The organism is Pseudomonas sp. S2_H01 (genome assembly GCF_054668305.1).
On the sequence record NZ_CP162756.1, the window covers coordinates 2,332,043 to 2,353,502 of the forward strand.

The 21,460-nt window shown below is 60.1% G+C and carries 22 protein-coding genes; 15 read left to right on the top strand and 7 right to left on the bottom strand.

Annotation, left to right across the window (positions count from 1 at the left end; all coding sequences use genetic code 11):
- Positions 1-117 precede the first annotated feature (117 nt).
- From rpoZ to AB4N84_RS10355, 4 genes are all read left to right on the top strand, one after another.
- Positions 118-381 carry a DNA-directed RNA polymerase subunit omega gene (rpoZ, locus tag AB4N84_RS10340; RefSeq protein WP_004887180.1) on the top strand — a complete coding sequence of 88 codons (264 nt, stop codon included), beginning with the start codon at positions 118-120 and terminating at the stop codon, positions 379-381.
- Positions 382-441: 60 nt separating this feature from the next.
- Positions 442-2,550 (top strand): bifunctional GTP diphosphokinase/guanosine-3',5'-bis pyrophosphate 3'-pyrophosphohydrolase, encoded by a 2,109-nt coding sequence (gene spoT / locus AB4N84_RS10345; RefSeq protein WP_074754715.1) that lies wholly within the window; start codon positions 442-444, stop codon positions 2,548-2,550.
- A 24-nt stretch (positions 2,551-2,574) separates the two neighbouring features.
- Complete coding sequence (locus AB4N84_RS10350) at positions 2,575-2,955, top strand: RidA family protein (protein ID WP_074754717.1); 381 nt, start codon at positions 2,575-2,577, stop codon at positions 2,953-2,955.
- Between the two features lie 63 nt (positions 2,956-3,018).
- Entirely contained in the window at positions 3,019-3,756 is a 738-nt protein-coding gene (locus AB4N84_RS10355; protein WP_074754957.1) for a hypothetical protein, read from the top strand.
- 129 nt (positions 3,757-3,885) lie between these two features.
- Here the strand turns inward: AB4N84_RS10355 and AB4N84_RS10360 are convergent, their stop codons facing one another.
- Positions 3,886-4,740 carry an SDR family oxidoreductase gene (locus AB4N84_RS10360; RefSeq protein ID WP_460046247.1) on the bottom strand — a complete coding sequence of 285 codons (855 nt, stop codon included), beginning with the start codon at positions 4,738-4,740 and terminating at the stop codon, positions 3,886-3,888.
- Positions 4,741-4,952: 212 nt separating this feature from the next.
- On the opposite strand from AB4N84_RS10360, the gene exbB reads away from it, so the two are divergent.
- The 6 genes from exbB (at position 4,953) to AB4N84_RS10390 (ending at position 11,678) form a co-directional block, all read left to right on the top strand.
- Positions 4,953-5,924 carry a tonB-system energizer ExbB gene (gene exbB, locus AB4N84_RS10365; RefSeq protein WP_074754721.1) on the top strand — a complete coding sequence of 324 codons (972 nt, stop codon included), beginning with the start codon at positions 4,953-4,955 and terminating at the stop codon, positions 5,922-5,924.
- A gap of 3 nt (positions 5,925-5,927) precedes the next feature.
- Positions 5,928-6,353: a TonB system transport protein ExbD gene (exbD, locus tag AB4N84_RS10370; RefSeq protein WP_074754723.1), complete on the top strand. Its 426-nt coding sequence runs from the start codon at positions 5,928-5,930 to the stop codon at positions 6,351-6,353.
- Entirely contained in the window at positions 6,350-7,093 is a 744-nt protein-coding gene (locus tag AB4N84_RS10375; protein WP_460046248.1) for an energy transducer TonB, read from the top strand. The genes exbD and AB4N84_RS10375 overlap by 4 nt, the downstream gene beginning before the upstream one ends.
- 91 nt (positions 7,094-7,184) lie before the next feature.
- Complete coding sequence (locus AB4N84_RS10380; RefSeq protein WP_074754727.1) at positions 7,185-8,114, top strand: hydrogen peroxide-inducible genes activator; 930 nt, start codon at positions 7,185-7,187, stop codon at positions 8,112-8,114.
- A gap of 8 nt (positions 8,115-8,122) precedes the next feature.
- The gene (gene recG / locus AB4N84_RS10385; RefSeq protein ID WP_074754729.1) at positions 8,123-10,198 is read left to right on the top strand and encodes an ATP-dependent DNA helicase RecG; all 2,076 of its coding nucleotides are present in this window, start codon (positions 8,123-8,125) and stop codon (positions 10,196-10,198) included.
- Between the two features lie 85 nt (positions 10,199-10,283).
- Positions 10,284-11,678 carry an HDOD domain-containing protein gene (locus AB4N84_RS10390; protein ID WP_074754731.1) on the top strand — a complete coding sequence of 465 codons (1,395 nt, stop codon included), beginning with the start codon at positions 10,284-10,286 and terminating at the stop codon, positions 11,676-11,678.
- Between the two features lie 240 nt (positions 11,679-11,918).
- Here the strand turns inward: AB4N84_RS10390 and AB4N84_RS10395 are convergent, their stop codons facing one another.
- The 4 genes from AB4N84_RS10395 to AB4N84_RS10410 form a co-directional block, all read right to left on the bottom strand.
- Complete coding sequence (locus tag AB4N84_RS10395; protein WP_074754733.1) at positions 11,919-12,296, bottom strand: SCP2 sterol-binding domain-containing protein; 378 nt, start codon at positions 12,294-12,296, stop codon at positions 11,919-11,921.
- Positions 12,297-12,504: 208 nt separating this feature from the next.
- Positions 12,505-12,804, bottom strand: coding sequence for an HU family DNA-binding protein (locus tag AB4N84_RS10400; protein WP_074754735.1), 300 nt, complete (start codon positions 12,802-12,804; stop codon positions 12,505-12,507).
- A 189-nt stretch (positions 12,805-12,993) separates the two neighbouring features.
- On the bottom strand, positions 12,994-14,142 hold the full coding sequence (locus AB4N84_RS10405) for an NAD(P)/FAD-dependent oxidoreductase (protein ID WP_460046250.1): 1,149 nt from the start codon (positions 14,140-14,142) through the stop codon (positions 12,994-12,996).
- Positions 14,143-14,175: 33 nt separating this feature from the next.
- On the bottom strand, positions 14,176-14,343 hold the full coding sequence (locus tag AB4N84_RS10410; RefSeq protein ID WP_074754739.1) for a rubredoxin: 168 nt from the start codon (positions 14,341-14,343) through the stop codon (positions 14,176-14,178).
- A 203-nt stretch (positions 14,344-14,546) separates the two neighbouring features.
- On the opposite strand from AB4N84_RS10410, the gene AB4N84_RS10415 reads away from it, so the two are divergent.
- Complete coding sequence (locus tag AB4N84_RS10415) at positions 14,547-15,122, top strand: chorismate--pyruvate lyase family protein (RefSeq protein ID WP_074754741.1); 576 nt, start codon at positions 14,547-14,549, stop codon at positions 15,120-15,122.
- On the top strand, positions 15,122-16,012 hold the full coding sequence (ubiA, locus tag AB4N84_RS10420; RefSeq protein ID WP_074754743.1) for a 4-hydroxybenzoate octaprenyltransferase: 891 nt from the start codon (positions 15,122-15,124) through the stop codon (positions 16,010-16,012). The genes AB4N84_RS10415 and ubiA overlap by 1 nt, the downstream gene beginning before the upstream one ends.
- A gap of 39 nt (positions 16,013-16,051) precedes the next feature.
- Here ubiA and AB4N84_RS10425 read toward each other — a convergent pair whose 3' ends face one another.
- Entirely contained in the window at positions 16,052-16,438 is a 387-nt protein-coding gene (locus AB4N84_RS10425) for a COG4315 family predicted lipoprotein (protein WP_074754745.1), read from the bottom strand.
- A 171-nt stretch (positions 16,439-16,609) separates the two neighbouring features.
- Between AB4N84_RS10425 and phoB the strand changes: the two genes are divergently transcribed.
- The 3 genes from phoB to AB4N84_RS10440 all read left to right on the top strand — a co-directional run bounded on the left by phoB (position 16,610) and on the right by AB4N84_RS10440 (position 20,087).
- A complete protein-coding gene (phoB, locus tag AB4N84_RS10430) occupies positions 16,610-17,299 on the top strand; it encodes a phosphate regulon transcriptional regulator PhoB (RefSeq protein ID WP_062379821.1) in 690 nt (229 codons plus the stop codon).
- A 47-nt stretch (positions 17,300-17,346) separates the two neighbouring features.
- On the top strand, positions 17,347-18,648 hold the full coding sequence (phoR, locus tag AB4N84_RS10435) for a phosphate regulon sensor histidine kinase PhoR (RefSeq protein WP_074754749.1): 1,302 nt from the start codon (positions 17,347-17,349) through the stop codon (positions 18,646-18,648).
- Positions 18,649-18,746: 98 nt separating this feature from the next.
- On the top strand, positions 18,747-20,087 hold the full coding sequence (locus tag AB4N84_RS10440; protein WP_074754753.1) for a hemolysin family protein: 1,341 nt from the start codon (positions 18,747-18,749) through the stop codon (positions 20,085-20,087).
- 188 nt (positions 20,088-20,275) lie between these two features.
- On the opposite strand, the gene AB4N84_RS10445 is transcribed toward AB4N84_RS10440, so the two are convergent.
- Positions 20,276-21,184, bottom strand: a complete 909-nt coding sequence (locus AB4N84_RS10445; protein WP_460046252.1) for a peptidoglycan DD-metalloendopeptidase family protein — start codon at positions 21,182-21,184, stop codon at positions 20,276-20,278.
- Between the last annotated feature and the right edge of the window lie 276 nt (positions 21,185-21,460).

Sequence of the window (21,460 nt, forward strand, 5' to 3'; positions counted from 1 at the left end):
CATAAATCGACCGCTTGGGGCTTGCCGCTTGAAGCTTTGAGCTGTCCGCTTGTAAACTACCGAGTCCGCTCGCCCATCCGGGCACCGCGCATACCGCATTTGCTACGAGGAATACCCATGGCCCGCGTGACCGTTGAAGACTGCCTGGAACATGTAGATAACCGCTTTGAGCTGGTCATGCTCGCCACCAAGCGCTCGCGTCAACTGGCGACCGGCGGCAAAGAGCCAAAGCTGGCCTGGGAAAACGACAAGCCTACCGTTGTTGCCCTGCGCGAAATCGCAGCGGGCCTGATGGATTACGCCGTCATTGCAGAAGCCGAAATCGTTGAAGATGAACCACTGTTCGCAGCGTTCGAGGACGAGTCCAACGAGGCCGTCTAAGCCTATGCCCGGTCGACGTAGCAAGGCGCAGGGTCACCATCCTCGGCAAGGAGTTGCACCATGCCGAGCATAGACGCCCTCGCCGATCGCCTCTCGACCTACCTCGGCGCCGACCAGGTCAATCTGGTTCGCCGAGCGTATTTCTACGCCGAACAAGCCCACGACGGCCAACGCCGTCGCAGCGGTGAAGCCTACGTCACGCACCCGCTGGCGGTGGCCAATATCCTTGCCGATATGCACATGGACCATCAGAGCCTGATGGCCGCGATGCTGCATGACGTGATCGAAGACACCGGCATCGCCAAGGAAGCGCTCTGTGCGCAGTTTGGCGAAACCGTGGCCGAACTGGTAGACGGGGTCAGCAAACTGACCCAGATGAACTTCGAGACCAAGGCTGAGGCACAGGCCGAAAACTTCCAGAAAATGGCCATGGCCATGGCACGCGACATCCGCGTGATCCTGGTCAAGCTCGCTGACCGCCTGCACAACATGCGCACGCTGGAAGTGCTGTCAGGCGAAAAACGCCGACGCATCGCCAAGGAAACCCTCGAGATCTACGCCCCTATCGCCAATCGCCTTGGCATGCACAGCGTGCGTATCGAATTCGAAGACCTGGGTTTCAAGGCCATGTATCCGATGCGCTCCTCGCGCATCGGTCAGGCCGTCAAACGGGCTCGCGGCAACCGCAAGGAACTGGTCAACAAGATCGAAGAGTCGCTGAGCCACTGTCTGGCGGTCGACGGCATCGAAGGCGAAGTCAGCGGGCGGCAGAAGCACCTGTATGGCATCTACAAGAAGATGCGCGGCAAGCGTCGCGCCTTCAACGAGATCATGGACGTCTACGCGTTCCGGATCATCGTCGACAAGGTAGACACCTGCTATCGCGTGCTCGGCGCTGTACATAATTTGTACAAACCGTTGCCTGGACGCTTCAAGGATTACATCGCGATTCCAAAGGCCAACGGCTATCAGTCGCTGCATACCACGCTCTTCGGCATGCATGGCGTGCCCATCGAAATCCAGATCCGCACGCGCGAAATGGAAGAGATGGCCAACAACGGCATCGCCGCACACTGGCTGTACAAGTCTTCTGGCGACGAACAGCCGAAAGGTACGCACGCCCGCGCCCGCCAGTGGGTCAAGGGCGTGCTGGAAATGCAGCAACGTGCCGGCAACTCGCTGGAATTCATCGAAAGCGTAAAAATCGATCTGTTTCCGGACGAAGTCTACGTGTTCACGCCCAAAGGCCGGATCATGGAGCTGCCCAAAGGCTCCACGGCCGTCGACTTCGCGTACGCCGTTCACACGGACGTCGGCAACAGCTGCATTGCCTGCCGGATCAATCGCCGCCTGGCGCCACTGTCCGAACCTCTGCAGAGCGGTTCGACTGTTGAAATCGTCAGTGCGCCGGGCGCACGCCCGAATCCGGCATGGCTCAACTTCGTCGTCACGGGCAAGGCGCGCACGCACATTCGCCATGCGCTGAAGCTACAAAGGCGCTCGGAGTCGATCAACCTGGGTGAGCGCCTGCTCAACAAGGTGCTGAACAGCTTCGACAGCAGCCTGGAAAAGATTCCAAACGAACGCGTGCAACTGATCCTGGCCGAGTACCGGGTCGAGGTCATTGAAGACCTCCTCGAAGACATCGGCCTGGGCAACCGCATGGCGTATGTCGTCGCCAGGCGTCTGCTCGCCAGCGAGGGTGAAGAGCTGCCTAGCGCTGAAGGCCCACTGGCGATTCGTGGCACCGAAGGCCTGGTGCTCAGCTACGCCAAGTGCTGTACGCCGATTCCGGGTGACCCGATCGTAGGCCACTTGTCTGCGGGCAAAGGCATGGTCGTGCACCTGGATAACTGCCGCAATATCAGCGAAATCCGCCATAACCCGGAAAAGTGCATCCAGCTTTCCTGGGCCAAGGACGTGACCGGCGAATTCAATGTCGAGCTGCGGGTCGAGCTGGAGCACCAGCGCGGGCTTATTGCCTTGCTGGCCAGCAGCGTCAACGCCGCCGACGGCAACATCGAGAAAATCAGCATGGACGAACGCGATGGTCGTATCAGCGTGGTCCAACTGGTGGTCAGCGTGCACGACCGCGTGCACCTGGCCCGTGTGATCAAGAAACTGCGCGCCTTGACCGGTGTGATTCGCATCACCCGCATGCGTGCGTAGCCAAACCGCCAACAGGAGTTCTTCATGAGCAAGACCGTTATCTCCAGCGACAAAGCCCCTGCCGCTATCGGCACGTATTCTCAGGCGATCAAAGCTGGCAATACCGTCTACATGTCGGGTCAGATTCCTCTGGACCCGAAAACCATGGAACTGGTTGAAGGCTTCGAAGCCCAGACCGTTCAGGTCTTCGAAAACCTGAAATCCGTGGCTGAAGCTGCAGGCGGATCGTTCAAGGACATCGTCAAGCTGAACATCTTCCTGACCGATTTGAGCCACTTCGCCAAGGTCAACGAGATCATGGGCAAGTATTTCGAACAGCCTTACCCTGCGCGCGCCGCCATCGGCGTGGCTGCCCTGCCAAAAGGCGCGATGGTTGAAATGGACGCCGTGCTGGTCGTCGAGTAAATCCCCCGCGGAGCGTATTCACGCTCCGCTACCCTCAGAGCAAAGGAAGGACTCCGCATGCATATGCGCGTCGCGTTCGCCCTCTCGCTGCTGGCCGCGCTGATGAGCGGCTGCGCCAGCCATTCCAACAAAACCCCGGACGGCACCTGGATCAATCAAGCCGCCATCGACGCTGCGGCAGAAGGCGGCAACTTGCGCCAGTCGCTGCTGGCGTACGGGCCGACACTGGAATGGAACGTCAATACAGCGGCAGGCCAGGCTACGTCCTATAACGGATTCGAACTCACCGAAGGCAAGATCGCCAAAGATCCCGACGGATCGTGGAAGGTGAATGTTTATGGCAGCGCCTCTGACGACCTCAAGCTGAAAGGCGACGAGCTGGTTCAAAGCGCCAGCGATTCAGGCCCCGAACAGCATTTCCGCATGCCCAAGCAAGCCGCTCCCGCTGGCGCACCACCCGGAAGCAGCTTTGAGCGTGCGCTCTATACCGCCTACCTGGGCGGCAAATGGACGATCGTCAATGGCGACGGACAAGGCAGCGTCGTTGAGTTTCAGCCGGACGGCAGCGTGACAGGCCTGCCGGGCAACGACCGTTACGCGCTCTGTCTGGCGGGCGATTGCGCCGCCATGAGTGGCGAGTACGACAGCATGTGGCTCGAGAAAAATGAGCGCGGCAACCCGTGGGTCTTTGTGCGCCAAGGCAAGCAACTGGAAATCTTCCAGGCCGTAAACAATGCCCAGGCTACTGAAATGCCGGACTTGCGTCCGGGCGAGCGGCATTGGGTGTTGGAGAAAAATTGAGTTCTACGCCTGTTTGAGTGTGTAGGAGCGCGCTTGCCCGCGATTGCAATCAGCTAATCACCTCTGTGGTGACGGCAGAAATGCCATCGCGGGCAAGCGCGCTCCTACAGGGTCTGTCACAAGACTTAATCAATTATCAGCCAACATCGCCTCATACCCTTCCTTGTAACTCGCATAACGCGGCACCCAGCCCAGCGCCTTGGCCCGCGCGTTGCTGCACCGCTTGCTGCCTGCGCGTCTCACACTGTTCTCGTCGGACCACTGCGTCACATTGAGGCGAGTACGCATCCAGTCCACCACTTCAGCCAAAGGCACCGGCGCGTCGTCAACGCCCAGATAGCAGTCTTCCAGTGCGTCCCCCTTCGCATCGGCCTGCAACAGGAAAGCCAGCAGACCCGCAGCGTCATCCGCGTGAATGCGGTTGCCGTACAGCGGCGGATCGACGGCCACGCTGTAACCCTGACGAACCCGGTTCATCAAATCGCTACGGCCCGGCCCATAGATTCCGGTCAATCTGACGATACTCGCCGGCACGCCACTGTTCAGGGCCACCTGCTCGGCCTCTCGCATCACGCGGCCTGAGAATCCGTCGGCTTCGGCAGGCGACGTCTCATCGACCGACTCGCCTCCTTGCTGCCCATAAACACTGCTGCTCGACACGAACAGAATCCGCTTGGGCTTCTGCCCGCTGCGCTCTGTCCAGCCGAGCACATGACGCAAGCCCTGTACGTAGGCTGCGCGATAACCGGCTTCGTCCCGCGCCGTCGGGGTCGCGCAATAGACCAGATAATCGATTCGGCTCTCGGGCCATTGAACCGGGATTCGCGCGTCAAAAAGGTCACCGCCCACGCCTCGCACACCGTGCGGCAGCTTCGCCACATTTCTGCGCAGGCCGTACACCGTCCACCCTTGAGGCAGTAGCTGCAACGCCAGACGCCCACCAATGTCACCACATCCAGCAATCAGAACGGTCGGTGCCGCCATGACCAATCTCCACATCAAAAGTAGGTTTCGACCAATAAAACCGGCCTGAAAAGCGACCATCGGGACGCGTTCGCGTTAAAAAAAGAGACTCTATTACTTTTGTTAACAAGAATTACTTGCAATAATGTCGGCCCTTTGTTCTCCTCCGCTCGCCTCGGGCCAGCGCGACGCATCCAGAACGAACACCTATTTTCATATCAGGTCGGGCCAGCATGACACCTATTCAATCCGCCGCTTCGTCAATCACATTTTCAGGTCTGCCTCGTGCAGGGCGCGCCATTGTCGCCGTTCTATTCAGCCTGATGCTGACGCCAGTTGCGCTTGCCGATTCCAGCGCTCCTGCCCAGCCAACCCCTGCGGTTCAGTCGGCAGCGCCTGCTGCTGCTCCGGTTGACACCGCGACAGCCCCTGCCGTTCAGGATCCTGCCTTCCCCGCAGATTCGATCGAGCCCGTCGCCGAAGAGAACAGCCTGGGCATGTCCCACGACCTGTCGCCTTGGGGCATGTACAAGAATGCAGACATTATCGTTAAAGCCGTAATGATCGGCCTTGCCATCGCCTCGATCATCACCTGGACCATCTGGATTGCCAAAGGCCTGGAACTGATCGGCGCCAAGCGTCGTCTGCGTGGCGAGATCGCCGCCCTCAAGCGCGCACGCACGCTCGATGAAGCCAGCGCCGGCGCCAAAAAGGAGGGCACGCTGGCCCACCTGCTGGTTCACGATGCGCTGGAAGAGATGCACCTCTCGGTCAACAGTCGCGAACGTGAAGGCATCAAGGAGCGCGTTGCGTTTCGCCTCGAGCGCCTCGTAGCAGCCTGCGGCCGCAACATGAGCATGGGCACCGGCGTACTCGCCACCATCGGCTCGACCGCGCCCTTCGTCGGCCTGTTCGGTACCGTGTGGGGCATCATGAACAGCTTCATCGGCATCGCCAAGACCCAGACCACCAACCTGGCAGTCGTCGCACCGGGCATCGCCGAAGCGCTGCTGGCCACCGCTCTCGGTCTGGTGGCCGCGATTCCTGCCGTGGTCATCTACAACGTGTTCGCACGCTCCATTGCCGGTTACAAGGCGCAGGTGTCCGACGCCTCTGCTCAAGTTCTGTTGCTCGTCAGCCGCGATCTGGATCACCAGCCCGTCGCTGAGCGTGTCCAGCAGCCGCACAGGGTAAAAATGGGGTAAACCATGGGCCTGCATCTGAACGAAGGTGGCGACGATCTCGCCGAGAACCACGAAATCAACGTGACGCCGTTCATCGACGTCATGCTGGTGCTGCTGATCATTTTCATGGTGGCAGCGCCTCTTGCAACCGTAGACATCAAGGTCGACCTGCCCGCCTCCACAGCGAAACCGGCACCCAGACCGGAAAAGCCGATTTTTCTGAGCGTCAAGGCTGACCAGAGCCTGTACCTGGGCGACGAAAAGGTTGCGCGCGAGCAGATCGGCCCGGTCCTGGATGCCAGGACCAAAGGCAAGAAGGACACCACGATCTTCTTCCAGGCCGACAAGGGCGTGGACTACGGGGACCTCATGGACGTCATGAATGCCCTGCGCGGCGCCGGTTACCTGAAAGTCGGTCTGGTGGGTCTTGAGACGGTTGGTAAGAAATGATCAATACGCGCCAAAAACTGACGCGCTATAGCGGTAGTCTGTTGTTGGTGCTGGCGGTTCACGCGGTTGCGATCATCGTCGCGCTGCGCTGGCCCGCCTCGCAGGCCATCGAGCTGCCCCCGGCAGCCATGATGGTCGAGCTGGCTCCCTTACCTGAGCCTGCTCCGCCGCCACCGCCGAAAGTGGTGCAACCGCCGCAGCCGCCTGCGCCGGAAGAAGAGTTGCCGATTCCGCCCATTGCCGAAGCGCCAAAGCCGGAAATCGCGATTCCCAAACCGGTCAAACCCAAGCCCAAACCACAGCCGCCCAAGCCGGTGAAGAAGGTTGAGCCGCCGAAGGAGGAAAAGCCTGCCGATGAGAAACCGGTCGACACGCCACCTTCCAACGCTAAACCGGAAAAATCGGCTGCGCCGCAACCCGCTCCGCCCACACCGCCGAGCACCGCACTGCCAACCTGGCAGGGTGACCTGCTGCGCCACCTGAGCAAGTACAAACGTTATCCGGACGACGCCCGTCGGCGCGGCATGCAAGGCATCAACCGTTTGCGTTTCGTGGTGGATGGCGAAGGCCGGGTGCTGTCGTACGAAATCGCAGGGGGGTCGGGCAGTGCATCGCTGGACCGCGCAACCCTTGAGATGATTCGCCGTGCCCAGCCGCTGCCCAAGCCGCCAGCGGAATTGCTCAACAATGGCACGCTGGAAGTGGTCGCGCCCTTCGTTTATTCACTGGATAAACGTTGAAACGTTGATTTTGTGACAACAGAGGGCCTGATAACGTGCGTCTATCGATTGCACCCGCTATGCTGGGGCCGCAACTTCATGGACGCACGCTATGACCCTCACAGAATTGCGCTATATCGTTACCCTCGCTCAAGAGCAGCATTTCGGCCATGCGGCTGAGCGCTGCCACGTCAGCCAGCCGACACTGTCGGTCGGCGTAAAGAAGCTGGAAGATGAACTCGGTGTGCTGATTTTCGAGCGCAGCAAGAGTGCCGTACGTCTTACGCCGGTTGGCGAGGGCATCGTAGCTCAGGCGCAGAAGGTGCTCGAGCAGGCTCAAGGCATTCGTGAGCTCGCCCAGACGGGCAAGAACCAACTGACGGCGCCGCTGAAAGTCGGTGCGATCTACACCGTCGGTCCTTATCTGTTTCCTCACCTGATTCCGCAACTGCACCGGGTCGCCCCGCAAATGCCGTTGTATATCGAAGAGAACTTCACCCATGTGCTGCGCGACAAGCTGCGCAACGGTGAACTCGACGCGATCATCATTGCCCTGCCGTTCAACGAAGCCGACGTACTGACCATGTCGCTGTACGACGAGCCGTTCTACGTGCTCATGCCGGCTGATCATCCGTGGACGCAGAAAACCACCATCGACGCATCGGCACTGAACGACAAGAGTCTGTTGTTGCTGGGCGAAGGCCACTGTTTCCGCGACCAGGTGCTCGAAGCGTGCCCGACGCTGGTCAAAGGGGGCGACAGCGCCAAGCACACGACGGTCGAATCCAGCTCGCTGGAAACCATCCGCCACATGGTGGCCTCGGGGCTGGGCGTCTCGATCCTGCCCATGTCCGCAGTCGACAGCCATCACTATGCGCCGGGCGTGATTGAAGTGCGTCCGCTGTCGCCTCCTGTGCCATTCCGCACGGTCGCCATCGCTTGGCGTGCGAGCTTCCCGCGGCCCAAAGCCATCGAAATCCTCGCCGACTCCATTCGTCTGTGCTCCGTTGCTCGCCCTAAAGCCCAGGCACAAGCGAGCTAAGAGGCGGTATGACTGAGCTGTCCCACGTCTCGGTAACGGCGCTCAAGGGCGTCGGCGAGGCCATGGCTGAAAAGCTGGCGAAGGTCGGCCTGGAGAACATTCAGGACGTCCTGTTCCATCTGCCGCTGCGTTATCAGGATCGCACCCGCGTCGTGCCCATTGGCGCGTTGCGCCCGGGGCAGGATGCGGTGATCGAAGGCGTCGTCAGCGGTGCCGACGTCGTGATGGGCAAACGTCGCAGCCTGCTGGTCCGTCTGGGTGATGGCACTGGCGTGCTGAGCCTGCGTTTTTACCACTTCAGCAACGCACAGAAGGATGGCTTGAAGCGCGGCACGCATGTGCGCTGCTATGGCGAAGCCCGTCCCGGCGCCTCGGGACTGGAGATCTACCATCCCGAATACCGTGCGATCACCGACGAAGAGCACGTCGCGGTCGAACAGACGCTCACGCCCATTTACCCCACCACCGAAGGCCTGACCCAGCAGCGCTTGCGCCAGTTGTGTCAGCAAAGCCTGGGGATGCTGGGGCCAAGAAGCTTGCCTGACTGGCTGCCGGAAGAGCTTGCGCGCGACTATCAACTGGCGCCACTGGCTGACGCGATCCATTACCTGCATAACCCACCCGCCGACGCGGATGTCGAAGAACTCGCGCTGGGCCACCACTGGGCGCAGCACAGGCTGGCCTTTGAAGAACTCCTGACTCATCAGTTGTCGCAGCAACGTCTGCGTGAAAGCCTGCGCTCCCAACGGGCGCCAGCGCTGCCGGTCGCCAAGCGGCTTCCAACGCAGTTCCTCGCTAACCTGGGGTTTCCACCGACAGGCGCACAGCAACGCGTCGGCAAGGAAATCGCCTACGACCTCAGTCAGCAAGAACCCATGCTGAGGCTGATTCAGGGTGACGTGGGCGCGGGCAAGACCGTGGTCGCCGCACTGGCAGCGTTGCAGGCGCTGGAGGCCGGTTACCAGGTCGCGCTGATGGCGCCGACCGAGATTCTGGCCGAACAGCACTTCATCAACTTCACGCGCTGGCTGCAGCCACTGGGCATTGAAACCGCCTGGCTGGCCGGCAAGCTCAAGGGCAAGGCCCGGGCTGCGTCGCTTGAACAGATCGCCAACGGTGCTCCCATGGTGGTCGGCACCCACGCGCTGTTTCAGGATGAAGTGCAGTTCAAGAACCTCGCGCTGGTGATCATCGATGAACAGCACCGCTTTGGCGTTCAACAGCGGCTGGCGTTGCGCAAAAAGGGCGTCGGCGGCCTGATGTGTCCGCATCAGCTGATCATGACCGCCACCCCCATTCCGCGCACGCTGGCGATGAGCGCGTACGCTGACCTCGATACCTCGATCCTCGACGAATTGCCGCCGGGCCGCACGCCGGTCAACACCGTACTGGTCGCCGACAGCCGTCGCATCGAGGTCGTGGAGCGGGTCCGCAACGCGTGTGCCGAAGGCCGTCAGGCCTATTGGGTCTGTACGCTGATCGAAGAATCTGAAGAGCTGACCTGTCAGGCTGCCGAAACCACCTTCGAAGAGCTGACGAGCGCCTTGGGCGAACTCAAGGTCGGGTTGATTCATGGCCGCATGAAGCCGGTGGAAAAAGCGGCGGTCATGGCCGAGTTCAAACAAGGCAATCTGCAGTTGTTAATCGCAACGACGGTCATTGAAGTGGGTGTGGACGTTCCCAACGCCAGCCTGATGATCATCGAGAACCCTGAACGACTGGGTCTCGCCCAGCTTCATCAGTTGCGCGGCCGGGTCGGACGCGGTAGCGCAGCGAGTCATTGCGTGCTGCTGTACCATCCGCCGTTATCACAGATCGGTAAACAGCGGCTGGGGATCATGCGCGAAACCAACGACGGTTTCGTCATCGCCGAAAAAGACCTGGAGCTTCGCGGGCCGGGCGAGATGCTGGGAACGCGGCAGACAGGCTTGCTGCAATTCAAGGTCGCCGATTTGATGCGCGACGCAGACCTGTTGCCGGCCGTTCGGGATGCCGCGCAAGCATTGCTGGAGCGCTGGCCGCAACATGTCAGCCCCCTGCTGGAGCGCTGGTTGCGCCACGGGCAGCAATACGGGCAAGTGTGAAGCAGTCAACAATAAGAACGTGTCTCACCTATATAACAACTAAGCTGGTTATACTTCAGCAATTGTAGGAATCTGGATACAGGCCATGACAGAAGTTGCCCACATCGACGCAACCCAACACGCCCCGTCTGTTATTCGGCAGTTGCTTGGCAAAGCGGCCATCAACTTCCGGGAAGTCATGGACGACGAAACGCTGCCCACTGCGCAGAAGGTCCAGGCCGTTCTGGTCCACGATTCCGTTGGCGCGCTGCTGATCCTTTTCCCGCAGAGCCAGTTGCTGGACCTCAATCGGATTACCGAATTGACCGGTCGCAAGCTGACCGCCGTGTCGCAAGAGCACCTGGATCAGATGCTCGGCAAGAACAACCTGCATAGCCTCCCCGCCCTTCCGGCCCTGACCAGTTCACCGTGCCTGTACGAAGAGCGCATCCTTCAGGAGCCCACCGTACTGATCGACTCGGGCGAGCCTGGCCTGCTGCTGGAGATCAGCAGCGAAGACTTCAAATCCCTGTTGAGCAAAGCCAGCGCCGCCACCTTCGGCGAGCCGGTCAATCTGGTGCAACCGAACCTGACGCGTCCCGATGACGACCGTGAGGAGATCACCAAGGCCGTCCAGAATTTCACCGCCCGCCGCATCCAGCAACGCCTGGAAGCGACGGTGGAAATTCCGCCGCTGGCGGACACTGCTCAAAAAATCATCAAACTGCGTGTCGATCCGGACGCGACCATCGACGACATTACCGGTGTCGTGGAAACCGATCCGGCGCTGGCCGCGCAGGTGGTCAGCTGGGCGGCATCGCCGTATTACGGCTCCGCCGGCAAGATTCGCTCGGTTGAAGACGCCATCGTGCGCGTGCTGGGCTTCGACCTGGTGATCAACCTGGCCCTGGGTCTGGCGCTGGGCAAGACACTGGCCTTGCCCAAGGATCATCCGCAGCACGCGACGCCGTACTGGCAGCAGTCGATCTACACCGCCGCCGTCATCGAAGGCCTGACCCGCGCCATGCCGCGCGCCAAGCGCCCTGAAAGCGGCCTGACGTACCTTGCCGGTTTGCTGCATAACTTCGGCTATCTGTTGCTGGCGCACGTCTTTCCGCCGCACTTCTCGCTGATCTGCCGACAAATCGAGGTCAACCCGCACCTTCACCACAGCTTCGTGGAGCAGCATCTGCTGGGCATTTCCCGCGAGCAGATCGGTGCCTGGCTGATGCGTAACTGGGACATGCCTGAAGAACTCTCTACCGCGCTGCGTTTTCAGCACGACCCGCATTACAACGGCGAACATTGCGAGTACGCCAACCTGGTGTGTTTGGCGGTGCGTCTGCTGCGCAAGGAAGGGATCGGCTCCGGCCCGATGGAAAGCATTCCGGACGAGCTGTTCGAACGCCTGGAACTGCCACGCGATAAAGCGCAGGACGTGGTGCACAAGGTGCTGGAAGCCGAAGTGCTGCTGCGCGAACTCGCCTCGCAGTTCCACTGATTGACCGCTTGTGCCAACCGCCTGTGATTCCACGGCGGTTGGAACGACCTGTGGGACCAAGCTCGACCTGAGCGGCATTCCGCCGAAAGCTGCGCTCAATGACTGCAAGGGTGAATGAAACGACTCGAAAATCTGTGGGAGCGAATTTATTCGCGATAAATCTTTCAGCCGACACGTTTGTATTGGTCTTGCTGATTCATCGCGAATGAATTCGCTCCCACCGTTGGTTTTTTTCCAGCCTCAGACCTTTTTCTTCCTCGGCTTCAAATACTTCGTCAGGCCCTGAAACCACATCACCAGTCCGGTGTTGCCGGTGACCTGAATGTTCTTGTCCTGAATCCCCTGCATGAACGCCAGTTGCTTGTTCTTCGCCTGCATCGTGGCGAAGCCGTAAGTCGCGTCCTTGAACGAGATCGCAAACGCTGGCGCGGCGACAGCGCCACTGCGGCTGCTGACGCGTTGATCCTTCACCACGAAATGACGAGCCACTTTGCCGTCGCAGGTCTGCAGCTGGAACGTCAGGTCCTTGCCGGCGAGCTGTTGCTGGAATGCAGGGTTGTTGCGGCTGGCGCGGGTCATGAGCAGACCCAGCATCCAGAGGAGAAAACGAAACTTCATGTGCGACGCCTCATGCGATCAGGTGCGGATGAGCAACCAACGGCAGTGTAGCGAGCTTGAACACCGAATGACGTAACAGAACCCGACGGTCGCAAAGTGGCGACGCAGACAGCTCGCCGGGCCAGACAACCGGCCATAAAAAATGGGCATCCAACTGCTTGGTATGCCCATTTCCACGCTGTTCGCCTTCCGCAAGACGTCCAGCTATTTATTTCTTCTTCGCAGGCGTCACGACAGGGTTAACGCTGTCTTTCAGGAACTTGCCCGGCTTGAATGCAACGGTGTTGCTGGCCTTGATTTTGACCGGCTCGCCAGTCTGTGGATTCTTGCCTGTGCGCGCGCCGCGATGGCGCTGCAGGAACGTGCCGAAACCCACGAGGGTCACGCTGTCCTTTTTGTGCAAGGCGTTGGTGATTTCATCCAAGACGGCATTGAGGACACGATTGGCTTGTTCTTTGGTGAGATCTGCCTTTTCGGCAATAGCGGCTGCGAGTTCTGGTTTACGCATATGAAGCCTCTTTTACGGTTTTTTGTTTTTATGTCCCGTGCCACCCTTCCAGGGCAGCGAGCAGGTACCGCAACGGCTCTACGTTGCGGCAGACCGGAATGAGGATGGCATGCTGCCGATCCCCGCGCCAGTACGTGGGCCACGTTTGTATCAACAAAAACGTGCCTTATCCGACAGAACGACAGCTATTTATGCCAGCAGCGGTGGCAAGACCTTGTTCAAGGCCAGTTTGTCCATGACGGCGGCGCCTGTCAGGGCGTAACCCAGCAGGTTTCCGTCCGCATCGTGACACAGCGCCTTGATGTCCGCGCCCTGCCCTTCAACGGTCCAGACGCCTTCCCGGCCCTTGGGCGGTGGCGAAACCACGAGTGGGCAAACAGGCGTTTTCACCGTCACCGGCATGGGGCCGTATTTGACCGGCGTAGATGTGCCAGCCAGTGTTTGCGCCAGGGCACGTGCGCAGCTCATCAGCGGCATGACATAGAGCAGATTCAACCCGTCCACTTCGGCGCAATCGCCCAGCGCATAGATGTTGGCGTGAGAGGTCTTGAGGTGACGGTCAACCACCACCCCTCGGCCAACCTCAAGGCCTGCGGCTGCAGCCAGATCGACCCGGGGCCGCAAGCCAATGGCCGACACCACCAGATCACACGGCACAACTTCGCCATCGGACAGGTGCGCTTCAAGGCCCTCGCCCGTTCGCGAGAGCCGGGTCAGGACAGGGCCCAAGTGGAAACGCGCGCCCAGACTCTCAAGTCCGGCTTGAACAGCCGCCGCTGCCGCCGGGTGCAACAAGGTCGGCATGACCTGTTCGCAAGGCGCCACCAGATCGACCTCGTAACCGCCCACGATGAGGTCATTGGCAAACTCGCAACCGATCAGGCCAGCGCCGAGGATGAGCACACGCCGCTTGCCTGCTGCTGCAGTGCGAAAACGTGCGTAGTCCTCCAGATCGTTGATAGGGAAGATGGCGTCGCCGGCATCGCCCTCCACCGGCACACGCACGGTCTCTGCGCCCCAGGCCAGGATCAGATCACGGTAGTACACCGACTCTTCACCTATCCACAGGCGCTTGTGACCCGGGTCGATACCACTGATTCGAGTGTGGGTGCGCACTTCGGCCTTGAGCTGTTCGGCCATGGCGCCGGGCTCGGCCATGCTCAGGCCGTCGGCTTCCTTGTTCTTGCCAAAGCCGGTGGAGAGCATGGGTTTGGAGTAGGAACGACCGTCATCGGCCGTGATCAGCAGCAGCGGCGTTTCGCCATCGAGCTTGCGAAATTCCCGTGCGAGGTTATAACCCGCAAGGCCGGTACCGACGATCACCACAGGTGCGTTCATTCGTGTCTCCTGAATCAGATAAGGAACGGCGGATCAGCCGATTTCGATCATCTCGAAATCCATTTTACCGACACCGCAGTCAGGGCAGAGCCAGTCCTGCGGGACATCCTCCCAGCGGGTGCCCGGTGCAATGCCGTCATCCGGCCAACCATCGGCTTCGTTGTAAATCAGGCCACAGACAATGCATTGCCACTTTTTCATGGGTTGGTTCTCTTGGTTCACAGGCTATACGTGCCCAGACACTTGACGGCCGTCGCACGCTTTTTCGAATGGGTCTGGGCGTTTTACTGATCACCGGGCGTTCACGCAAGTTTCATCGACGCGCAGACCCCGACCCGGTCGTCGGCCAGCCTCCTCAATCATGCTAAGCTCGCCGCCTCGATTGCTGCCAATAACTGTTCACTGTGATCCAGCAAAATCCTGCATGCCCAACGCCCGAATGGCTGTTGCGCGATCAACTGATCAATGCGCCCGCGCCCGTCGTCCTTGAGTGGCTGTTCCACGAAGACTCCCTGACCCGCCGCCTCACCCGACTGTCCCACGATGGCTTTAGCGTCACGCCGTTGTTCGAAGGCTGGCAACCGCTGCGTGCCGATGAATGTGCGGCGCTGAACCTGCCGGATGGCAGTGAAGGCTGGGTGCGCGAGGTATACCTGCTCGGGCATGGCGAGAAGTGGGTATTTGCCCGAAGCGTCGCCGCGCGTGCCGCGCTGGAAAACGATGGCTTGCACATGGACGAACTGGGGACGCGCTCGCTGGGCGAGTTGCTGTTCAGCGACCGGGCGTTCGCGCGCGGACCTTTGCAGATTTGCCAATACCCCTCGTCCTGGTTGCCGCAAGCGGATAACCGCGCAGGACTCTGGGGTCGTCGCTCCTGTTTCACGCGAGGGGCGCTGGGCATCCTCGTCGCCGAGGTATTTTTGCCGACCGTCTGGCGCGCCATTGATGCCGCCTCCGAATCCGCCAAGGAGCGTCACTGATGTACTTGTCGCTGCTCAAGTCCCTTAACCGCCTGCATCCACGCGCCTGGGATTTCATTCAACTGACCCGCATCGACAAGCCGATTGGCATCTACCTGTTGCTGTGGCCAACGCTGTGGGCCTTATGGATTGCCGGCAAAGGCTCGCCATCGCTGAGCAACGTCCTGATCTTCGTCGTTGGCGTGTTCCTGATGCGCGCTGCGGGCTGTGTGATCAATGACTTCGCCGACCGCAAGGTGGACGGTCACGTCAAACGCACCGAGCAACGCCCTCTGGTCAGCGGCAGGGTCACCTCCAAAGAAGCGCTGATTCTGTTCGCCGTGCTGGTGGGACTGAGCTTTCTGCTGGTGCTGCTGACCAATTCGACAACGATCTGGCTGTCATTCGGAGGCCTGGCCCTGGCTGCCACCTACCCCTTCATGAAGCGGTACACCTATTACCCGCAAGTGGTGCTGGGCGCGGCCTTTTCGTGGGGCATGCCGATGGCGTTCACGGCCGAGACCGGCGACCTGCCTGCCGCCGCGTGGCTGCTGTACATCGCCAATCTGTTGTGGACGGTGGGCTACGACACGTATTACGCGATGACCGACCGCGAGGACGACCTGAAGATCGGGGTGAAATCCACGGCCGTGCTGTTTGGCGACGCCGATCGGGTGATCATCCTGACGCTGCAGTGCCTGGCGCTGTTCTGCCTGATGCTCGCCGGCTCAAGGTTTGAGCTTGGGTTGTATTTCTTCCTCGGCCTGCTGGTCGCGGCGGGATGCTTCGCTTGGGAATTCTGGTCGACGCGGGATAAAGCGCCCCAAGCCTGCTTCAAGGCTTTCCTGCACAATCATTGGGCGGGGTTGGCGATATTCGTGGGGATCGTCGTGGACTACGCGCTGCGCTGACCTTCGACAGGCCAGCGCAGGTTTGAAGGGCAGCTCCGATCAGTGCTTCATGCCGTGGACGGCGTGCCACACGCCACCTTTGCCATCGCCGGTCATTTCGCCGGGCTTGTCGTTCTTGAAGGTATAGAGCGGCTTGCCGTCATAGGCCCACTGCATCTTGCCGTCGTCACGCTTGATCGTGGTCCACTTACCTGACGCCTTGGCGTCTGCCGGTGCCATCATCGGTGGCCAGTTGGTTGCGCACTGGTCGTTGCACATGGACTTGCCACCTGAGTCCTTGTCGTACGTGTACAGCATCATATTGCTGTGGTCGGCCATCATGCCGTCCTTCGTCACCATCGCGGGGTCAGCAGCAAACGTCATCCCGGAGGATGCCAGTGCAACAGCAGCAAAAAGACCCATAAAAGCAGAAGAAATTTTAGCCATCGGTATGTTCCCTTTTTGTTAGTCGTAGGTTGGACAAACGTTGTAGGACAAGACCACAAGCTTAGCCCTAGACCGGGCAATGCGCCTGGTTCGAACTAACCTGTCACACGACTGCAATAATTCCGTTATCTAATGCGCCCCAAGACAGTTAAATGACATGAGGTTCAAGGCATGGTTGGCAGGAGCATTCTGATCGTCGACGACGAAGCGCCGATTCGCGAGATGATCGCCGTCGCACTGGAAATGGCCGGCTATGACTGCATGGAGGCAGAGAACTCTCAGCAAGCCCACGCGGTCATCGTCGACCGCAAACCCGATTTGATCCTGCTCGACTGGATGCTGCCCGGCACGTCCGGCATCGAGCTGGCGCGTCGGTTGAAGCGTGATGAGCTGACCGGGGACATCCCGATCATCATGCTCACGGCCAAAGGCGAAGAGGACAACAAGATTCAGGGTCTTGAGGTCGGCGCCGACGATTACATCACCAAGCCCTTCTCTCCTCGTGAACTGGTGGCGCGCCTCAAGGCCGTGCTGCGCCGCGCGGGCCCGAACGACGGTGAGTCGCCCATCGAAGTGGGCGGTCTGCTGCTGGACCCGATCAGTCATCGCGTCACCATCGACGGCAAACCTGCTGAAATGGGCCCGACCGAATACCGCCTGCTGCAGTTCTTCATGACCCACCAGGAGCGCGCCTACACCCGCGGCCAGCTGCTCGATCAGGTCTGGGGCGGCAACGTTTACGTCGAAGAGCGCACGGTGGACGTTCACATTCGTCGCCTGCGTAAAGCCCTCGGCGATGCTTACGAAAATCTGGTACAAACCGTCCGCGGTACTGGCTACCGTTTTTCCACCAAAAGCTGAGCAGCTTTTGGTAGCGACTCCGATCGCGGAAGACAAGGACGCGTTAATTGAACCAAAACTGGCATGGCACCCTGATCCGCCATCTGCTGCTATTGGTCACGGCCTCGCTGCTGGCCGGGCTGATCAGCGGCCATTATGGCGGGTGCCTGGCAATCGGCCTGGGCCTGTACCTGGCCTGGACCCTCAAACAGTTGCTCAGGCTGCATGACTGGCTACGCCATCACAAACCCGATGAGCCGCCGCCCGATGGCTACGGACTGTGGGGCGAAGTCTTCGACAGCATCTATCACCTGCAACGCCGCGATCAGCGTGTGCGTGGTCGTCTGCAAGCCGTTATCGACCGGGTTCAAGAGTCCACGGCGGCGCTGAGAGACGCTGTGATCATGCTCGACAGCGAAGGCAACCTGGAATGGTGGAACCGCGCTGCCGAAACGCTCCTGGGTCTCAAAACACCTCAGGACAGCGGCCAGCCCGTGACCAACCTGGTGCGCCATCCGCGTTTCAAGGAATACTTCGAGCACGCCAATTACGCCGAACCGCTGGAGATCCCTTCTCCGGTCAACGACCGCCTGCGCATTCAGATGTTGATCACTCGCTACGGTAACAACGAGCACCTGATGCTGGTGCGTGACGTGACGCGTCTTCATCTGCTGGAGCAAATGCGCAAAGACTTCGTGGCCAACGTCTCCCATGAACTGCGCACACCCTTGACGGTGATCTGCGGTTACCTCGAAACGCTGCTGGATAACGTGGAAGAGGTGAACCCGCGCTGGGTCCGCGCGCTGCAACAGATGCAGCAACAAGGCGGCCGCATGCAGACGTTGCTCAACGACCTGCTGCTGCTCGCCAAGCTTGAGGCGACGGATTACCCCTCGGACAACCAGCCGATCGCCGTGCCGGCGTTACTGCAGAGCATCAAGAACGACGCTCAGGCCCTGTCAGGCGCCAAGAATCAGGAAATCACCCTGGACGTGGAAAGCGACTGGAGCCTGAAAGGCAGCGAGGCGGAATTGCGCAGTGCGTTCTCGAACCTGATTTTCAACGCGGTCAAGTACACACCGGCCGAGGGCAAGATTCGCATCCGCTGGTGGGCCGATGGCCGGGGCGCGCACCTGAGCGTGCAGGACTCCGGGATCGGTATCGACCCCAAACACATCCCGCGCCTGACCGAGCGTTTCTATCGAGTGGATTCCAGCCGGGCGTCCAATACCGGTGGCACAGGACTGGGGTTGGCGATCGTCAAGCACGTGTTGCTTCGCCATCGCGGCGCGCTGGAGATCAACAGCGTGCCGGGCAAAGGCAGCGTATTCATCTGCAACTTTGCCCCGATCCAGATGACCAAGCCCTAGTATTGGTGGCCGATAGCCGCTAAATTGCATCGCTTATGCCCTCCATTCGTGAGGGCTTATTTCATCCTTTTTCAAAACGGAACCCGCAAAACCCCATCATGGACCCTTCCCCAGGTATTAGCTTCGCGTCACTTTTCGCCGACTTCGGCATGATTCTCTTTGCAATGATTCTGGTCCTGCTCAACGGCTTTTTCGTCGCAGCAGAGTTCGCCATGGTCAAACTGCGCTCCACTCGCGTGGAATCCATCGCCGAGAAAAACGGCTGGCGCGGCCGGATCCTTCGCACCGTACACAGTCAGCTCGATGCCTATCTTTCTGCCTGTCAGCTCGGTATCACGCTCGCCTCGCTGGGCCTGGGCTGGGTCGGTGAACCCGCTTTCGCGCACCTGTTGGCGCCGCTGCTGGAAGCCATGGGCGTTGGCTCGCCCGAAGTGATCAAGGGCGTGTCGTTCTTCTCCGCCTTCTTCGTGATTTCTTATCTGCACATCGTGGTCGGCGAACTAGCTCCTAAATCCTGGGCCATCCGCAAGCCTGAACTGCTGTCGTTGTGGACGGCCGTTCCGCTGTACCTGTTTTACTGGGCCATGTACCCGGCCATCTACCTGCTCAACGCCAGCGCCAACGGCATTCTGCGCATTGCCGGTCAGGGCGAACCCGGCCCGCATCACGAACATCACTACAGCCGCGACGAACTGAAGCTGATTCTGCACTCCAGCCGAGGTCAAGACCCGAGCGACCAGGGCATGCGCGTATTGGCCTCGGCCGTGGAAATGGGCGAGCTTGAAGTGGTCGACTGGGCCAACTCCAGGGAAGACCTGGTGACGCTGGACTGCAATGCGCCGCTCAAAGAGATCCTCGCACTGTTCCGCCGTCACAAATTCAGCCGCTATCCGGTGTACGACGCGCAGCGCAACGAGTTCGTCGGCCTGCTGCACATCAAGGACCTGCTACTGGAACTGGCGGCGCTGGATCACATTCCCGAATCGTTCAACCTCGATGAGCTGACGCGACCACTGGAGCGCGTGTCCAAGCACATGCCGTTGTCGCGCCTGCTGGAGCAGTTCCGCCAGGGCGGCGCACATTTCGCTGTGGTGGAAGAGGCCGACGGCAAGATCATCGGTTACCTGACCATGGAAGACGTGCTGGAAGTCCTGGTCGGTGACATTCAGGACGAACACCGAAAGGCAGAACGCGGCATCCTCGCCTATCAACCGGGCAAGTTGCTGGTGCGCGGCGATACGCCGCTGTTCAAGATCGAACGCCTGCTGGGCATCGATCTGGACCACGTCGAGGCAGAAACCCTCGCAGGCCTGATCTACGACAGCCTCAAGCGCGTGCCTGAGGAAGAGGAAGTGATGGAAGTCGAAGGCCTGCGCATCATCATCAAGAAGATGAAAGGCCCGAAGATCGTGCTGGCGAAGGTGTTGAAGCTGGATTGATGGATTGCACCAAATCCTTGTAGGAACGCGGCTCGTGTCTGGGTCCCCTTCGGACGACCTGCCGGAAACCGGCGGTAAGCCTGGCGAATGCATTTTCGCCTGACACCGCCGATGCTCATGGGATTACGACTGCTGCGCAGCCGATCGCGGGACAAGCCACGCTCCTACAGAGGTCTCAGCCAAAATGGTCAATTCCCGCCGATGGCGAAATTCGGCAGGCTCTGCACTGGCCGTGCGAACTCATACGGAATCGACTCCAGCGCCAGCCCGACGTTGCGCTGCACCACGAAGTGCAAATGCGGGCCGGTGCTGTTGCCCGTATTGCCTGAGCGCCCAAGCGGCGTGCCTACCGCCACGCGTTCACCTTCCTTCACGCTGACCGACCCCTGCATCAGGTGCAGGTACACACCCATGGTGCCGTCGTCGTGGAGGATGCGCACGAAGTTGCCCGAAGGATTCGCCCCTCGCCCGGACTGACCGTTCTCGGTCTTGATCACCGTGCCGCTACGGGCCGCGATGATCTGCGTGCCTTCGGGCATGGCAATGTCGATGGCGTAACGGCTCTTGGCGCCTACATGGCTGTAAGAACCGTTAGGCCCCTGACTGATGCGGAAAGGACCGCCGACCCACGGCAGCGGATAACGGTAAGCCAGCCCGCCGACTGAAACACTGCGCTGAGGATCGCCGACAATCGAGCGCAGGCTCGGCTTGTACGACATGGCCTTGCTGGGGATTTGCGGGCTCAGGGCCAGCAATCGTTCGTTGCTGCGGGCAGGAATGGTGCGGCGGATGACCTGATCGGCGACGCCGACCACGTTTTTCACGCCAGACAACCTCAGCTCGATTTCGACCGGCGCATACAGGTCGTTGCGCACGTACAGGCTGTCGGTGCCTTTGGCTTTCTTGACGTTGAGGCGAACCTGGCTGTCGATGCGCTCAACCATGCGCTCTCGGAGTTTCATCACCTGCGCGCCAGGGACGGGTTGGTCGGTAAACGAAACCACTCCGTTGGCATCGGTGAATCTGTAGATGGTGACAGCTGCGGCCGATTGCGCAGCCAGAAGCAGTACACACACCGTCAGCAAGCGCTCTAACATCTGGATAGGCCTGGCTTAGGGGACAATGGGGGCCAGCCTAACAGCGAAACCGATAGAAAAGGACTCATCCGTATCAATCGGTAATAGACGAAGCGTCAAGGAAATCGCGTCAGGGTCAGGCGCGAAGGGATTTGCAATTTCTATGCTTGCAGGGAGTGCGGTTCGTCGGGCTGACAGAGGAATATCTTGGAAACAACTGCCTGAGGAAGCGCGTTGATTCGCGAGAATCGTACGGTATAGAGATGGGTCGGATCGCGGTCAGGTCGCGCAAACCAC

Excerpts from the sequence above, each read along its gene's own strand:
- rpoZ (WP_004887180.1), top strand. The coding sequence starts at position 118 with ATGGCCCGCGTGACCGTTGAAGACTGCCTGGAACATGTAGATAACCGC.
- spoT (WP_074754715.1), top strand. The coding sequence starts at position 442 with ATGCCGAGCATAGACGCCCTCGCCGATCGCCTCTCGACCTACCTCGGC.
- AB4N84_RS10350 (WP_074754717.1), top strand. The coding sequence starts at position 2,575 with ATGAGCAAGACCGTTATCTCCAGCGACAAAGCCCCTGCCGCTATCGGC.
- AB4N84_RS10355 (WP_074754957.1), top strand. The coding sequence starts at position 3,019 with ATGCGCGTCGCGTTCGCCCTCTCGCTGCTGGCCGCGCTGATGAGCGGC.
- AB4N84_RS10360 (WP_460046247.1), bottom strand. The coding sequence starts at position 4,740 with ATGGCGGCACCGACCGTTCTGATTGCTGGATGTGGTGACATTGGTGGG.
- exbB (WP_074754721.1), top strand. The coding sequence starts at position 4,953 with ATGACACCTATTCAATCCGCCGCTTCGTCAATCACATTTTCAGGTCTG.
- exbD (WP_074754723.1), top strand. The coding sequence starts at position 5,928 with ATGGGCCTGCATCTGAACGAAGGTGGCGACGATCTCGCCGAGAACCAC.
- AB4N84_RS10375 (WP_460046248.1), top strand. The coding sequence starts at position 6,350 with ATGATCAATACGCGCCAAAAACTGACGCGCTATAGCGGTAGTCTGTTG.
- AB4N84_RS10380 (WP_074754727.1), top strand. The coding sequence starts at position 7,185 with ATGACCCTCACAGAATTGCGCTATATCGTTACCCTCGCTCAAGAGCAG.
- recG (WP_074754729.1), top strand. The coding sequence starts at position 8,123 with ATGACTGAGCTGTCCCACGTCTCGGTAACGGCGCTCAAGGGCGTCGGC.
- AB4N84_RS10390 (WP_074754731.1), top strand. The coding sequence starts at position 10,284 with ATGACAGAAGTTGCCCACATCGACGCAACCCAACACGCCCCGTCTGTT.
- AB4N84_RS10395 (WP_074754733.1), bottom strand. The coding sequence starts at position 12,296 with ATGAAGTTTCGTTTTCTCCTCTGGATGCTGGGTCTGCTCATGACCCGC.
- AB4N84_RS10400 (WP_074754735.1), bottom strand. The coding sequence starts at position 12,804 with ATGCGTAAACCAGAACTCGCAGCCGCTATTGCCGAAAAGGCAGATCTC.
- AB4N84_RS10405 (WP_460046250.1), bottom strand. The coding sequence starts at position 14,142 with ATGAACGCACCTGTGGTGATCGTCGGTACCGGCCTTGCGGGTTATAAC.
- AB4N84_RS10410 (WP_074754739.1), bottom strand. The coding sequence starts at position 14,343 with ATGAAAAAGTGGCAATGCATTGTCTGTGGCCTGATTTACAACGAAGCC.
- ubiA (WP_074754743.1), top strand. The coding sequence starts at position 15,122 with ATGTACTTGTCGCTGCTCAAGTCCCTTAACCGCCTGCATCCACGCGCC.
- AB4N84_RS10425 (WP_074754745.1), bottom strand. The coding sequence starts at position 16,438 with ATGGCTAAAATTTCTTCTGCTTTTATGGGTCTTTTTGCTGCTGTTGCA.
- phoB (WP_062379821.1), top strand. The coding sequence starts at position 16,610 with ATGGTTGGCAGGAGCATTCTGATCGTCGACGACGAAGCGCCGATTCGC.
- AB4N84_RS10440 (WP_074754753.1), top strand. The coding sequence starts at position 18,747 with ATGGACCCTTCCCCAGGTATTAGCTTCGCGTCACTTTTCGCCGACTTC.
- AB4N84_RS10445 (WP_460046252.1), bottom strand. The coding sequence starts at position 21,184 with ATGTTAGAGCGCTTGCTGACGGTGTGTGTACTGCTTCTGGCTGCGCAA.